The 13,076-nt window shown below is 45.6% G+C and carries 8 protein-coding genes and 4 pseudogenes; 2 read left to right on the top strand and 10 right to left on the bottom strand.

Going from position 1 to position 13,076, the window contains the following annotated elements; genetic code table 11:
* Window positions 1-141: 141 nt before the first annotated feature.
* A complete protein-coding gene (locus TZ48_RS01925; RefSeq protein WP_112478051.1) occupies window positions 142-678 on the top strand; it encodes a hypothetical protein in 537 nt (178 codons plus the stop codon).
* A gap of 76 nt (window positions 679-754) precedes the next feature.
* Here TZ48_RS01925 and TZ48_RS01920 read toward each other — a convergent pair whose 3' ends face one another.
* From TZ48_RS01920 to nrdD, 4 genes and pseudogenes are all read right to left on the bottom strand, one after another.
* Window positions 755-1,438 (bottom strand): putative ATP-dependent zinc protease, encoded by a 684-nt coding sequence (locus TZ48_RS01920; RefSeq protein ID WP_112478050.1) that lies wholly within the window; start codon window positions 1,436-1,438, stop codon window positions 755-757.
* Between the two features lie 41 nt (window positions 1,439-1,479).
* Complete coding sequence (locus tag TZ48_RS01915; RefSeq protein WP_112478049.1) at window positions 1,480-2,667, bottom strand: amino acid aminotransferase; 1,188 nt, start codon at window positions 2,665-2,667, stop codon at window positions 1,480-1,482.
* Between the two features lie 228 nt (window positions 2,668-2,895).
* Window positions 2,896-3,367 (bottom strand): annotated as a pseudogene (gene nrdG, locus TZ48_RS01910) (anaerobic ribonucleoside-triphosphate reductase-activating protein).
* A gap of 38 nt (window positions 3,368-3,405) precedes the next feature.
* Window positions 3,406-5,526, bottom strand: a complete 2,121-nt coding sequence (nrdD, locus tag TZ48_RS01905; protein WP_112478048.1) for an anaerobic ribonucleoside-triphosphate reductase — start codon at window positions 5,524-5,526, stop codon at window positions 3,406-3,408.
* A gap of 398 nt (window positions 5,527-5,924) precedes the next feature.
* Between nrdD and TZ48_RS01900 the strand changes: the two are divergent.
* Window positions 5,925-6,739: pseudogene (locus tag TZ48_RS01900) on the top strand (endonuclease/exonuclease/phosphatase family protein).
* Window positions 6,740-6,749: 10 nt separating this feature from the next.
* Here TZ48_RS01900 and TZ48_RS25670 read toward each other — a convergent pair.
* The 6 genes and pseudogenes from TZ48_RS25670 to TZ48_RS01870 all read right to left on the bottom strand — a co-directional run bounded on the left by TZ48_RS25670 (window position 6,750) and on the right by TZ48_RS01870 (window position 12,922).
* On the bottom strand, window positions 6,750-7,148 hold the full coding sequence (locus TZ48_RS25670) for a TolC family protein (protein ID WP_162674452.1): 399 nt from the start codon (window positions 7,146-7,148) through the stop codon (window positions 6,750-6,752).
* The gene (locus tag TZ48_RS01890) at window positions 7,073-8,053 is read right to left on the bottom strand and encodes a TolC family protein (RefSeq protein ID WP_112478046.1); all 981 of its coding nucleotides are present in this window, start codon (window positions 8,051-8,053) and stop codon (window positions 7,073-7,075) included. The genes TZ48_RS25670 and TZ48_RS01890 overlap by 76 nt, the downstream gene beginning before the upstream one ends.
* Window positions 8,043-8,378, bottom strand: a complete 336-nt coding sequence (locus TZ48_RS01885) for a rhodanese-like domain-containing protein (protein ID WP_112478045.1) — start codon at window positions 8,376-8,378, stop codon at window positions 8,043-8,045. Before TZ48_RS01885 ends, TZ48_RS01890 begins: the two co-directional genes overlap by 11 nt.
* A gap of 68 nt (window positions 8,379-8,446) precedes the next feature.
* Window positions 8,447-8,634, bottom strand: a pseudogene (locus tag TZ48_RS01880) (YgaP family membrane protein).
* Between the two features lie 88 nt (window positions 8,635-8,722).
* Window positions 8,723-11,909 (bottom strand): annotated as a pseudogene (locus tag TZ48_RS01875) (efflux RND transporter permease subunit).
* Between the two features lie 8 nt (window positions 11,910-11,917).
* Window positions 11,918-12,922 (bottom strand): efflux RND transporter periplasmic adaptor subunit, encoded by a 1,005-nt coding sequence (locus TZ48_RS01870; RefSeq protein WP_112478044.1) that lies wholly within the window; start codon window positions 12,920-12,922, stop codon window positions 11,918-11,920.
* Window positions 12,923-13,076: the final 154 nt, after the last annotated feature.

Below are 13,076 nucleotides of genomic sequence, written 5' to 3'. Positions count from 1 at the left end.
CGATTGACTAAAGCTTCATCAATTGTGCCTACAAGCTCTCGATATCGCTAAAATGGTCTGTATTTTGCAATTAGTTTGTTTATATAATTGGTCAATTCAAATTTCGAGATTATATCGATACCTTTTTATCATGGAGTCCTCATGCTAGGTAAAGCAAGCCGAGCTGCGCTGTTAACATTGGCAGTTGCCGCCCCTACGCTGGTTCAAGCGAACAATTTTAACTATAACTCATTCGAAGTCCGCTTAGGTGCTAACCCTGGTACAGTAGGTGCTGAGTTTACGACCTTCTTTACGGAAAACACGCATATCATTGCTCGTGCAGACAGCCGTTTTGAAGGGGACTGGGACATCGCGGGTGGTTTAGGCTTTAATGGCCCTGCCGGTCAATTTGCGGATGTGTATGGTCAACTTTTAATTCATAACGTGAAAACCAGAGATGATGAAAAGTTCGATAGCGAATTTATGTCTGAATTCAACATCGGTTCACGTGTTTGGCTACTACAGAATATTGAAGGTGTCGGTCAAATCGGTATGTTAAACCGTCGTGATGATACCGTGTTTATTTGGAGCGCGGGTGCACGCTTCCACTCTACAGATGCCCTATCACTAGGTGCAGATATCAAAGATGGCGGCATTTACGGCCCGCAAGTACAAATGTCTGTAGAGTTTGGCTTCTAATCCCTACCGATATTTTCTGTTCGTTATAGTGCGAAGAATCAAAAAGGGCTTTCCATATTTGGAAAGCCCTTTTGTTTTATTTGGTTGGTTTTGGCTGAACGTATTTACGGCTCACATCGACGATTGCGACATCTCTGAAGAAACTTCTACCTAATAACACTGGGTATTTTAGGTGCGTTCTGTCAGCAAGCGTAAACTCGGTTTTACTCGTCATATCGCCAATTTTAATCACTGATACAACGACCGGGCGCTTATCACTCTCTTCCGAGCTTGATTGCTTTACTTTTACCCAACGGTCAACTGGCATCGATACTTCTTTAGATTCCACACCATCGTGCTTCACTTTGAATTTCACCCAATCTTTGCCATCACGTTCAAATGGGACGATGTCAACCGCGCTTAGTGAAGACGTTGTCGCACCAGTGTCGATACGAGCTTTTGTCGTCACTTTCATATCCATTAGACGAACATATTCTTGCTCACCTAGGATTAACTTACCGTCATCGCTCTTAACCGGAGCTGGCTTCGGCTTCTCCGCTGGTTTGGTTTCTTTTACTGGCTCTTCCGGCTTTTCTGGTTTCGCTTCAGTCACCTTCTCTTCCGGTTTTACTTCTGGCTCAGCCGGTTCAGTTTTTGGTGTTTCTGGCGTAGTTTCTGCTGCTGGTGGCTCAACAGGTGGCGGAGTTTCTGTCGGTGTTGTCGAACACGCAACCAGACCACCTGATAACATTAACGGTAATATCGCTTTCCAAGGTTTCATTCATTCACCTTTATTATTTTTAGTTGTTTCTATAGTTGTCTTTATTTTTGACTAACGGCTGCCAATGCATCCGCTACATATGGTAATTGAGACTCAGAAAGCCCTGCAATGTTAATTCGGCCATCATCAACACCATAAATCGCATAGTCTGTGCGCAGTTTTTGCATTTGCTCTGCTGTAAATCCTAGCACAGTAAACATACCTTTGTGAGACATGATAAAGTCAAAATCATTTGATGAGTTAGTCTCTTTCAAGGCCTTACACAAACCATCACGCAAAGACACAAGTCGTTGTTGCATTTCAGAAAGCTCTGCTGTCCACATGTTGGTTAAATAGTCATCCTTTAGAATCGTTTTAACCAGCGCTGCACCGTGATCAGGTGGCATGGTGTATGTTGAACGTGCGAGCGTTAACAACTTACCTTTGGCATTGTTTGCTTCAGCTGCGTTCTTACCAATAACAATTGCTGCACCTGTACGTTCACGGTACAAACCAAAGTTTTTAGAACAAGAGGTGGTCAGCAACATTTCTTCTACATTTTCGGCCATATGACGAAGACCCAATGCATCTTGCTCTAAACCATCGCCAAATCCTTGGTAAGCGACATCTACGAACGGAACAAAACCGTTTTTAACGCTAAGCTCTGTGATCGCCTTCCAGTCATCCAACGCAATATCTGCACCTGTTGGATTGTGGCAACAACCATGCAGTAATACGACGTCGCCCTGACCCGCTTGACTCAGATCAGTCAGCATTGCATCACGATCCACTTGTTTTGTCGTTACGTCGAAGTATCGATAAAATTTGACTTTCAAACCAGCAGCTTCCATAACAGGCTTATGGTTTACGTAGCTTGGGTTTGATAACCACACTGTTGTACCTGGAGCAGCAACATTCATTAGGTCACCCAGCATACGTAAGCCACCGCTCGCGCCTGGAGTTTGAATGACTGACATACGGTCGTAGATAGGGGTTTCACCAAAAACCACTTTCGCGATGCTTTGGTTAAATTCTTCACAACCAGCTAGGCCAACGTAGGCTTTTGTCTGTTGCTCTGAAGTCACAATGCGCTGAGCTTCGGCAATGGCCTTCATAATTGGAGTTTGGCCGTCGCTATTTCGATATACACCAATGCCCAGATCGACTTTGTCGGTACGAGGATCATTTCGGTAAGCTACGGAAAGAGAAAGAATAGGATCGAGCGCTGGCTCGGGTAACTGAGAGAACATGAAAGTCACAACCCTTTGAAATTCAAGCAATGGCCTTCACGTTATCATTAGATTAAAAATATTGAAATAGTTTTGTTATTGGTGAGGACGATTCGTTCTGTAAACCTAGCCGTAAACCAGATTAACGCCTGACCATATGTTGCATAAAAGATCAGCAAAGCCAGCGTAACTAACCGCTCTGAGGCATAGAAAAAGGAGCCGAAGCTCCTTATTTTTGCACTATTAATGTTACAGGTTTGTAAATCGGTGTATAACCTGGTTTGCACTTCCACGCCATTCTAACTCGGGATCGGCAAGATCTTTCTCGAATTTTCCATCCACCAGCACATCAATAAGATCAACTACTTGTTTTTGTTCTGCACTAAGTTCCGCAAGGACATACCCGGTCCACAACCAAATATCCTTACCTTCACACTCTGCTCGTACACGCTCCACTAGTTTAAGTACAGCACTCACATTCGCAGGATGAAGGGGATCTCCCCCGGATAACGACAGGCCGCGTTTTTTTTATTCGACTGTCGTTTAAGTCCGCTATGATTTGGTCTTCAAGCTCTTGGGTAAACAAATGACCAGAATGCAATGACAACGTCGACTGGTTATAACAACCACGGCATTGATGCACGCAGCCAGAAACAAAGAGAGTACAACGCGTACCAGGTCCATTGACCACGTCGATTGGATGATACTGATGATAATTCATACGTTGTTGCTCTCTTTACTGACTTTTTTGTTTAACGATTACAGGTGCTTAACGCGACGTTTAACTTCTTCTTGTTTACCGAAGTTAAATGGACGAGCGTCCGGGCTACCTAGATAGCCACACACACGGCGTGTTACTGACACGCGAGTAGAGTCATGGTTGCCGCACTTAGGACACGTAAAGCCCTTACTGGTACAGTCAAACTCACCCATGTAGCCACATTCATAACACTCATCAATTGGCGTATTGGTACCGTAATATGGCACTCGGCTGTAGCTGTAATCCCACACGTTCTCTAATGCTTCGATGTTGCGCTGCATATTCGGGAACTCGCCGTAGCAAATAAAGCCGCCTGATGAAATTTCTGGATACGGCATCTCGAAATCGATCTTGTCGTATGGATTCACCTTCTTCTGCACATCCAAGTGGAAGCTGTTGGTGTAGTAACCTTTGTCTGTTACGCCTTCAATCACGCCAAATTCTTTAGTATCAATCTGGCAGAAACGGCTACATAGGTTTTCACTTGGTGTTCCGTATAGGCTAAATGCATAACCGGTTTCTTCAGCCCATTTGTTCACTACTTCTTTCATATGCTTGATGATATCTAGCGCCATGCCGCGCATTTGATTGTCATCGTACATGTGAGTGTCTGTACCAAATAGTGCAGTCATCGTCTCATGAATACCAATGTAGCCTAGAGAGATAGACGCGCGGCCATTCTTGAAAATGGGTGCAATAGAATCGTCCGCTTTCAAACGAACACCACAAGCACCTTCCATATATAGAATAGGAGCTACGCGCGCTTTGACTTTTTCAAGACGACTGATACGTGTTTCTAGTGCCTTACGAGCCAGCAATAAACGGTCATTCAATAACTCATAGAACTTATCTACGCTACCCTTCGCTTTAATTGCGATACGTGGCAAGTTCAAGCTCACAACACCAAGGTTGTTACGGCCTTCATGTTGAAGTTCACCATTCTCTTCATAGGTGTTCAAGAAGCTACGGCAACCCATAGGCGTTTTGAACGAACCGGTGACTTCAACCACTTTGTCGTAGTTTAAGATGTCTGGGTACATGCGCTTAGACGCACACTCCAAAGCTAACTGCTTAACGTCGTAGTTTGGATCGTCTGATTTATGGTTGAGTCCATCTTTAATTGCGAACACCAGTTTCGGGAACACCGCTGTTTTTGCGTTTTTACCCAGACCTGCGATACGATTTTTAAGGATCGAGGTTTGGATCAATTTCGATTCCCAGCTCGTACCTAGACCAAAACCGAAGGTAACAAACGGAGTTTGACCATTCGCGGTATGAAGTGTGTTGACTTCGTACTCAAGAGATTGGAATGCGTCATAACACTCTTTCTCAGTGCGTGCCTGAGCGAACGCTTCTGGTTGATGAATATCCCACTCTTTCGCGATTTCAAGATGTTTGTCATAACTCGCTTTTACATAAGGTGCGAGTACTTCATCGATGCGGTTGATGGTAGTACCACCATAAATGTGGCTCGCTACCTGCGCAATAATTTGTGCCGTTACCGCTGTCGCTGTTGAAATGGATTTAGGTGTGTCAATTTCTGCATTGCCCATCTTAAAGCCATGCGTCAGCATGCCCTTCAAGTCGATAAGCATACAGTTAAACATCGGGAAGAAAGGTGCGTAATCCAAATCGTGATAGTGAATATCGCCTTCATCGTGTGCTTGAACAACATCACGCGGCAAAATACGAGTTTTCGCATAGTGCTTAGCGACGATGCCTGCAAGCAAGTCACGCTGAGTTGGAATCACTTTACCGTCTTTGTTAGCGTTCTCATTAAGAAGATCGGCATTGCTCTCTTCAATAAGGCCTTCGATCTCTTTAGTCAGAGCGCTTTTTTTCTCGCGAGCAATATCGCGGTCATGACGGTACTCAATGTAAGAACGTGCCAGTCCTTTGTATGGACCCTGCATTAACTCGTTCTCAACCAGAGTTTGGATTTCCTGAATATCCACATGTTCGCAATCCTGCAGCTTGAGCTCGACCGCTAACGCTACATTTTTAGCATAGATTTCGAGTTCTTTGTCTGCATGTTCCGCCGCACTTACCACAGCAGCTTCAATACGATCCTTTGTAAACGGAGCACGAGAGCCATCTCTCTTGATTACGATTGTTTTCACCCTTTCTCCTTACCCCTAGCATACTCACAGAGTTATCCACAAACACACTATATAGGGTTGTTACTTTTTCTTCTGACACAATATATTGTGGTGTATTTAACGAGAAGCACCAACTGAAAGTATTGACTTAGATCAATAAAAACTGGGTAGTGAACAAGAAGAATTCGATCTAAATGAACTGGATCTCATACCGTGTAATTTCAAAATAAGACACGAATTTTTCGCTAAAAACAGTTGCATTTCCGCCAAGGCTTACGGCACATTGGCTGAAAGGAGTTTTATAAATGGCAAGGACAATGATAAGAACAAACGGTTATAAACACCTAGTTACAACCTTACTTGCTGGAATATCGCTTTTTCCTACATTGAGTATTGCACAAGGAAAATCTCTAACATTGATGAGTTGGAATTTAGAGTGGCTTACCACGACACCCTCGGCTAAATTCAAAACCAGTTTTCGAAGTGAGGATGATTTTCATGCGCTAAATCTGCATTTCAAGAGCGTCAATCCAGACATTCTCGCCTTTCAAGAAGTAGACAGCGTACAAGCGATGAAACGGGTTGTAGGCGAAGGATACCGTATTTACTTGTCAGAACGCTCGGATGCCCATAATCGTCAGCATCAGTTTTCAGACATCAATCAGTACACAGGGTTTGCGATTAAAGAAACTATCAAAGTAACTGATACGGCGGATTTCCCTCTCATACAAGCGAGTAAGCTACGATTTGCCAGTGCTGTGACTCTGGAGTTGGCGAGCGACCAACCAATCCATCTTCTTTCCGTTCACTTAAAAGCTGGCTGCAGCGGCAAACTGAGTCGACACAGCGCCTGTAAACAGCTAAAACAACAAGGCCAAGTTATCAACTCTTGCTTCAGCAACGAGACGCCAATAATGAACCCTATCTTATCCTTGGTGACTTTAACCATAATTTGAGTTATCGCGGGGATTGGCTTTGGACTTTGATGACTCAGGAATTAACGACGACACCAAGGCTAGCGTCGCAATCCACAAAAGCCCGTTGTAAGGTACGCTCAAAGCGAAATCCCAATAGCACTCACCAATATCGATCATTGATTGATCATATTGTGGTGAGTCCTAACCTACGCGCTAGTCCTGCAAAACAAAATGTCATGCCTACATCGAAAGTAATTAAATATCAGATGAGTGATCACTGCCCATTGTCGATAACTCTGTATGGCAGTGATCACTAAACGAAGGCCATCATTGAGCTCGTGAAAGCCCTTGATGAATTGAGAGGATATCTCCCTCATTGAGGTTACCGACCAGCTGCTTAAGATACAGTCGGTTCAAGATATAGCTGTAGCGTGCATTCGATAAGCGAAGCTGAGCATCATAATAAAAACTGGTCGCTTGCAGTACATCTACAATCGTTCTGGTTCCAACTTCTAAGCCAAGCTGTTGGGTTGACAGTGCCAATTCAGCAGACGTTGTCGATTGTTGCTGCGCCTTTATGTCCTCTAAACTCGCTAGGATATCGTTATAGGTTCCACGTACATCACTGGATACATCCCGATAGACCTTCTCTAGACCTTGTGATGCTGCAACATATCTAAGCTCAGCCTGTTTAACCTGAGAGCTGGTCCCTCCACCACTATACAAAGGCAATACAAAGTTAAGTCCACCATAGGTATCATTACTCCCCCTTTGGAATAAAAGGAGTCATCACGCTGCTCGTTTGAGTATTGATACCCCGCATTTAGGGACAAATGCGGTAAATGCCCAGACTGTGCAAGCTCGATATCAGTCTTAGCGATATCTTTCGCCATTGTTTCACTAAGAATCGATAGGTTTTCTTGTAAGGCCAGTTCAACCATCGAGTCTGCTGGCAGTGTTGGTAAAGAAGCGGCAAAGCGCTCAACCGACAAGGTATCTAAACCTTGGTAACTGACTTTGGTGATCTTTCGCAGTGCTTCATAACTATTGCGAACTTGATTTCGAATTTTAACTAAAGTCGCACTGACTCTATCAAGCTGAGCTCGAGCATCTTGTAAGTCTGTTAAATCTGCAGTACCGACACGATAGGCTTCATTTATCGTACTGGCGTACTTTTCAATGGCGGCCTTCTCAGCTTGTGTCAGCTTAAGTGCATCTTCTGCTTTAAGCACATTGAAATACGCTTCAGCAACGCGAATAATCAAACCTTGCTGAGCTTGCGCGTACATCACGCCGCCTCTCACCGCCGATTTTTCAGCTTGTTCAAGGTGAATCCAACTCGCTGGATTGTAAATCTCCTGCGAAAACTGAACGCCAGCACGCCACTGTTCGCTGCTCAATAGCGGTCTATCACTATTGTAGTAGTCATAGCCCGCTGTTAAATCGAGTTGTGGCAATAACACACTGCGCGTGCTATTGATGGCTTCCTTAGCTTCCTCAGATTGTGCTTTTGCTTGCAGCAGCATTGGGTCAGACACTTTGGCCGTATTGTAAACATCCAGTATGCTTTCGGCATACACAGTGTTTGCAAGTAGCAGCGTTAAGGCTGCGAGCGAGAACCTACTTGGCATTCCAACTCCTTACCGCACCGGCAAGCTTGTGCACGCTGCCACCATTAACAACTTGGCTAAACCCTTGGCTCTTTAGTACACCAACAGCCGCGCGCGAGCGCATGCCGGACGCGCAATAAACGATAAGCGGCGCCGATGTTTTGAGCTCTCGGTTTGCTCTTGTCGCTAGCGCATCCAGTGGAATATTTTTGGCATTATCGATATGCCCACTCGCAAACTCTTGCGGCGAACGCACATCCAGCAGAACCGCTTGTTGATCTAAGTAGTCCTGTATGGTTTGTGCATAATTGTTGGATCCAAAAAGACGTGTAATCCAATTAAACATGGTGACTTCCCCACTTTGTTGTTTTATCTGGTATTGCGTGACGCGTTGTCATCACTAGCAAGCACGACTCATTCTTTTAGGCCAAGCTTTAGCAGCAATTTACGTGGTGGACAGAAGCCAGTGAAGCCACTTTGAATCAAGTTAAGACCGATAAACACGGTAAACCAGACAAAATGATGGCTCACGTAGCAGTCAGTAATAGCGAGATCAAAACCATGGTCCCTGCGAGAATTCGAATACCGTTTTCAACTTTCATAATCAACCTCTTAATAAGAAATAGCTAATATTTGTATGCAAATAAAAGCTCCGCAGCCAACACGGAGCTCTGTGCTATGACGATGTGTCTACACCGCCGCCTTTACAATGCCGCGTTTTAATGCGACGTAATACAGAATCGGTATCACCAATAACGTCAGTACTGTCGAGACGAAGATACCGAAGATCAAACTGATCGCTAACCCATTAAAGATAGGATCATCTAAGATAAATAAAGCGCCAATCATCGCTGCCAATGCAGTTAGCATGATAGGTTTCGCACGGACGATAGCCGACTCAATCACCGCTTCACCCAGCTCCATCCCATCTCTTAACTGGTGGTTAATGAAGTCCACCAACAGTATCGAGTTTCGAACAATGATACCCGCTAGGGCGATCATGCCGATCATCGACGTCGCGGTGAACTGTGCACCCAGCAATGCGTGCCCCGGCATCACACCGATGATGGTCAATGGGATCGGCGCCATAATAATCAGCGGCACCAAGTAAGACTTAAACTGCGCGACCACTAGCAGATAAATCAAGACCATACCAACAGCATACGCTATGCCCATGTCGCGGAACGTTTCGTAAGTAATTGTCCACTCGCCATCCCAAAAGATCTCAATGCCTTTGAGTCCAGAAGGTTGAGAAACAAAGTACTGCTCAACGTCCATTCCTTTGTCGGCAAGGCTCGATGAAATATCGGCCATACCATACAGAGGACTATCAAGGTCACCGGTCATATCACCGACAACCATGATCATTGGCACTAGGTTTTTATGAACAATGTAGTTGTCCATTGCCTGCTCTCGGACCTTAATCAAATCCGCGAGAATGTACTGTGTGCCTGATGCAGAGTTGATCTTCATATTCATCACCTGCTCCAAACGCACTTTGGCACTTTCTTTAGCTGGATTTGGATTGGGATCGGGTATTTGCTCTGCTCGCTGTGCAAGTAACTCACCGGTTTGCCGCCTACTGCGGTCGCCAAAGAATCAACAATCGATGAGTAAGCCACGCCAAGGCGCGATGCTTTACTACGATCAATCACTACCTGCCATTTCTGATGTGCTTCTGGTAGATAGAGGTCGACATCAACAATGTCATCCGTTTCGCGGAAAATCTCTCTAAGTTGCAGTGCAGCTTGCTCGCGAACTTCTTGAGTCGGACCGTAAACTTCTGCCAATATTGGCGACCAAACAGGTGGACCAGGTGGCACTTCAACCACTTTAACTTTGCCACCAAATTTCTGAGCGATCTCGACCAACTTTGGTCTCACCGCGACAGCAATCTCATGGCTTGAACGATCACGCTCTGACTTATCTACCAAGTTAACTTGGATATCGCCTTTCTCCGGCGCTTGACGCATGAAGTAGTGGCGTACTAAGCATTAAAGTTAATTGGCGCTGCAGTACCTGCATAGATCTGATAGTCACTGACTTCTTCGACGTCATTTAGCGCATCACTTAACTCAAACAATACACGTTGAGTGCGCTCTAGTGAGTTGCCTTCTGGCATATCCAAAATCACTTGGAACTCTGACTTGTTGTCGAACGGCAGCATTTTCATCACCACAAGCTGCTGTACTGGCAGCCACATGGAGACAGCAATCGCCACCAATACGCCCACTCCGAGTAATAGTCGGTTGCGTTTTTGCACTCGGCTAACGACAAACGGTGACATCACCTTTTTAAAGAAAGCCGACTGCTTACTGCTCACCTCTTCTTCGTGAGCATCACCCTCTTTAAGCAGAATGCGTGCTAACCATGGCGTTAATACAAATGCGATGATCAGCGAGATCAACATCCCCATCGAAGCATTGATTGGGATTGGGCTCATGTAAGGCCCCATTAAGCCAGAAACAAATGCCATCGGTAGCAGAGCGGCGATAACCGTCAATGTTGCTAAAATAGTCGGCCCACCAACCTCATCAACGGCACCAGGTATAAGCTCCGCCAGCTTCTGTTTGCCCTTCACCATATGACGGTGAATATTCTCCACCACCACAATGGCGTCATCGACCAAAATACCGATAGAGAAAATAAGCGCGAACAGAGAAACGCGGTTAAGAGTAAAACCCCAAGCCCATGACGCAAACAAGGTGAGAAGCAAAGTGATAATGACGGCGACACCAACCACAACCGCTTCGCGTACGCCCATCGTCACCAGAACCAGAAGCACCACAGCGCCGGTGGCAAAGGCAAGCTTACCAATCAATGTATTGGCTTTATCCGCGGCAGTCTGACCATAGTCACGAGTCACATCCACTTGAATGTTATCGGGAATCAGCGTGCTTTCCAGTTCGCCTAAGCGCTCTTCCACTGCTTTCGCTACATCCACGGCGTTCTCACCGCTTTTCTTGGCAATCGCAATGGTTACCGCTGGTTTAATGTCGCTCTTGTCACTGGTCCAAACAACTTGCGTTGGCGTGTCTGTCCCCAAGTTAATGTCGGCAATGTCAGCGAGGTAAACAGGCTGACCCGCGTGTAAGCCAACCACTAACTGCTTAACCTCATCGACATTGGTGAGAAACTCACCAATTTGCAGTGGGATCGATTGATTGTCTTGCGTCAGACTCAGCATAGGTGATGCTGAATTGGCATCTGGCAGCATTTGGTTGAGCGAATCAATTGTGACGCCGTAACCTGACATTTTCGCAGGATCAAGCCTCACATCGACTATCGTTGGCTGACGACCCACCGTATAGATATCTCGCGTACCTGGAATGCGCTTTAGCTCTGTTTCCAAACCATGAGCAACACTGGTGATTTCTTGCAGGGTTGCTGATTCCGATTTAGGTGACAAGGTCACGTTTACAATGGGAACATCTTCGATACCACGAGGCTTAATAATAGGCTGTCCTACACCCATGTTTGCTGGCATCCAATCATTGTTGGAGTAAAGCTTGTTGTATATCTTAACCACAGCTTCGTTTCTTGGAATGCCGACTTCGAAGATTGCAACAATCATTGCGCCGCCAGGCTGAGAGAACGAATAGATCTTATCGATGCCGTTAATCTCAGACACTATTTGCTCAGCCGGATTGGTGACTAAGCTCTCAACCTCTCTCGGTGAAGCACCCGGAAACGGAATGTAGACATCTGCGAAGGTCACATCAATCTGTGGCTCTTCTTCTTTCGGTGTCACGGCAATCGCCATCAAACCAAGCAGCAAGCCAACCAAGGCCAGCAATGGGGTCATCGCTGAAGCTTGGAATGCAGCCGCTATACGTCCGGAGATCCCCATTTTTTCATCTGGTGTATTGTGACTCATGCTGCCCCCTACTTCTCAGCTAAATAGCTAACTACGTCGCTGACGATTTCATCATCCACTTCAAGACCGCTGAGCACTTCTAGTTGACCATTGTGTGATTGACCCACACGTACCGGATTCATTGAAACCTGCTCACCTTCTACACGGTAGACAACGCTGAGCTCACCGCGGCGAATGACTGCGGACTCTGGGATCTGTATAGAGGGCTTTTCATCATGTTGAAACGCCACTTTTACCCATTCACCCGGCAGTAAGTTTTTGGGCTGTTCAAGTAGCTCAAGACGAAGATGGAAAGTGCGAGATTTTTCATGAGCGTAGTTGAACAATTTGGCCTCGTACGGCTCAAGCGTTTCACCAGTTAAAGTCGTGATTGAAAACTGGCTGGCATCTTGGACCTTTTCACGATAGCGCTGAGGTATCTCTGTCACGACACGAAGTGGCGACAGTGAAAAGCCTGCCATTAACTGACTGCCAGGCGCTACTGTTTCACCCAGTTCGACATAACGATGAGTAACCACACCCGTATAAGGCGCACGAATGCTGGTATAACCTAACGACTCTTTCGCTTGTGCTACGGCCGCTTTCGCTTGCTTCACTTCAGCAATAGATGAACGTGCTTCGGCTTCCGCGGCATCGAGACGCTCTCTGGAGATCGCACCTTTAGGGAACAGCTCACGGTAGCGTTTTACCTGAGCAGTCGCTTTAATGTTTTGGGCGTTGGCACTGTTGAGTTGTGCTAATGCAGCGTCAAGTGAAGCTGATTGTTGCTCAGCACTGATTTCCAGCAGCACATCACCCTGCTTGACGATATCGTTAACATCGGCGTTAACAGCCACAATGCGACCCGACGTTTGTGCTGACAGTGTGCCGCGATTAACGGCTTCAACGGTTGCATCTAACTCTACAACCGAATCGATAGTGTTTCGTTCAATAATGGTGGTTTCATACGCATTGGCGCTTGTACCGATGACAGCACTGGCGATCACTGCCCATTTGAGAAAGCTGACTTTCATGTTTACCTCATTATCATTAATTAGTTAACCCTAATATAAAGGCGTAAATTAGAAATGTCTAATACTTTTATTTAGAAAGTGCTAATTTATGTGCTTTTGTGACTGAAGTTGTATGTCGCTCTTCAAATTATAGGCAATAAAAAAGCTCGGTTTG

Origin of the sequence: Vibrio variabilis, assembly GCF_003263785.1 — a bacterium.
Lineage (GTDB): Bacteria > Pseudomonadota > Gammaproteobacteria > Enterobacterales > Vibrionaceae > Vibrio > Vibrio variabilis.
This window is presented reverse-complemented; position numbering and strand designations above follow the sequence as displayed.

What these genes read in the sequence shown, in the direction of transcription:
- TZ48_RS01925 (WP_112478051.1), top strand. Translation starts at nt 142, where the DNA reads ATGCTAGGTAAAGCAAGCCGAGCTGCGCTGTTAACATTGGCAGTTGCC.
- TZ48_RS01920 (WP_112478050.1), bottom strand. Translation starts at nt 1,438, where the DNA reads ATGAAACCTTGGAAAGCGATATTACCGTTAATGTTATCAGGTGGTCTG.
- TZ48_RS01915 (WP_112478049.1), bottom strand. Translation starts at nt 2,667, where the DNA reads ATGTTCTCTCAGTTACCCGAGCCAGCGCTCGATCCTATTCTTTCTCTT.
- TZ48_RS01890 (WP_112478046.1), bottom strand. Translation starts at nt 8,053, where the DNA reads ATGCCAAGTAGGTTCTCGCTCGCAGCCTTAACGCTGCTACTTGCAAAC.
- TZ48_RS01885 (WP_112478045.1), bottom strand. Translation starts at nt 8,378, where the DNA reads ATGTTTAATTGGATTACACGTCTTTTTGGATCCAACAATTATGCACAA.
- TZ48_RS01870 (WP_112478044.1), bottom strand. Translation starts at nt 12,922, where the DNA reads ATGAAAGTCAGCTTTCTCAAATGGGCAGTGATCGCCAGTGCTGTCATC.